The following is a 1,598-nucleotide window of genomic DNA, read 5'->3' on the forward strand; positions in this document are numbered from 1 at the left end:
TTTACGATTCTTTACGCTCCCTATACGTCGCTTTACCTAGCGGGTCGTATTCTATACTCAAGCGCTGTGAGAACAGCCCAGAAGAATCACTCACTTGTGTAAGGAATCGAATTATGAAATCTGCAAAAAAACTTGTGTTAGCTGCTGTTGTTCTACCTCTAACTTTAGGCACTGCGAGTGCATTCGCATTTGGCGGTAAAGATCACCACAAAGGCCCACGTGATGAATGTGGTATGGGTATGGACCGTGGCATCATGCGCGATTTGAACTTAACTGATGCACAAAAAGACCAACTGCAATCTTTCCGTGATGCAAACCGCGCGGAAATGAAAGGCAAATATTCACAAAACCGCGAAGCACGCATGGCAGAGCGCCAAGCGCATCACGCGAAAATGCAGTCTCTATTGCTAGCGGATACGTTCGATGAAGCGCAAGCCACTGCTCTAGCGAAAGAGATGGTTGAGCGCCAAACTGAGCACCGCGTGAAAATGCTGGAGAGAAAACACCAAATGTTGAGCGTGCTGACTCCAGAGCAAAAAGCTGAATTTGTAAAACTGCAAAACGAGCGCATGCAAGAATGTGGTGACCAAATGCAACAACGCATGGGAAAACACCGCAATAATTAAGTCATGATCCGATGATATATATGAAGAGGCAGCCACAGGTTGCCTCTTTTTGATCTGGCGATTTCACGCGCATTCAACGTATACTCAAAATACGGTTTGAGTTAACTCTTTGATTATGAAACAGCAATATGCACGCTTAGTCACGACGGCAGCTTGGACAGCAACCATAGTGGCGACGCTTCTTCTCATTGTAAAAGTCATCACATGGTGGGTGACGGGATCGGTCAGCCTATTGGCATCGCTTATTGATTCGATGCTGGACATCGCCGCTTCAGTGGTGAATTTGGTGGTGGTTCGCTATTCGCTGCAACCAGCCGACAGAGAACACACTTTTGGGCATGGTAAGGCCGAGTCTCTCGCTGCGTTGGCACAGGCGATGTTTATCTCCGGCTCTGCGGTATTTTTGATCCTAAACGGTATCGATCGTTTCTTCAGGCCACACGAGCTGAACGCGCCGGAGCTGGGTGTGTATGTCTCCTTGTTTGCGATGATGGTGACGTTTGGTTTGGTCATGTTCCAGAAACGCGTGGTGCGCATCACGGGCAGCCAAGCAATCGCGGCAGATTCGTTGCACTACCAAACGGATTTATACATGAACGGGGCGATCATGGTCGCGCTTGGGCTCAGCTACTTTGGTGTAACGCAAGCGGATGCGGTCTTCGCGATTGGCATTGGTATCTTCATTCTTTACAGCGCCTTCAAAATGGTCAGCGAAGCGATTCAAACGTTGCTCGACAGAAAGCTGCCCGATGAAGAGCTTGAGCAAATTAACCAAGCTTGTTTGAGCGTGAAAGGCGTGCTGGGCGTACATCAGTTGCGTACCCGTATGTCTGGTCCAACACGTTTTATTCAATTGCATTTGGAATTGGATGACAACTTGCGTTTAATTGAGGCGCATTATATCGCCGATAAAGTGGAAGATAATTTGTTGGCATTGTTCCCAGAGGCGGATGTATTGATCCATCAAGATCC

General features: G+C 48.0%; 2 protein-coding genes. Both read left to right on the top strand.

Annotated features, from left to right (window positions below; all coding sequences use genetic code 11):
- Positions 1 to 113: 113 nt before the first annotated feature.
- Positions 114 to 626 carry a CpxP family protein gene (locus tag R8O70_RS24985; RefSeq protein ID WP_005487153.1) on the top strand — a complete coding sequence of 171 codons (513 nt, stop codon included), beginning with the start codon at positions 114 to 116 and terminating at the stop codon, positions 624 to 626.
- A 115-nt stretch (positions 627 to 741) separates the two neighbouring features.
- A partial coding sequence (fieF, locus tag R8O70_RS24990) for a CDF family cation-efflux transporter FieF (RefSeq protein WP_318184438.1) occupies positions 742 to 1,598 on the top strand: 857 nt, incomplete at its 3' end.

It is taken from the genome of Vibrio sp. 779(2023), from assembly GCF_033344285.1.
GTDB lineage: Bacteria > Pseudomonadota > Gammaproteobacteria > Enterobacterales > Vibrionaceae > Vibrio > Vibrio alginolyticus.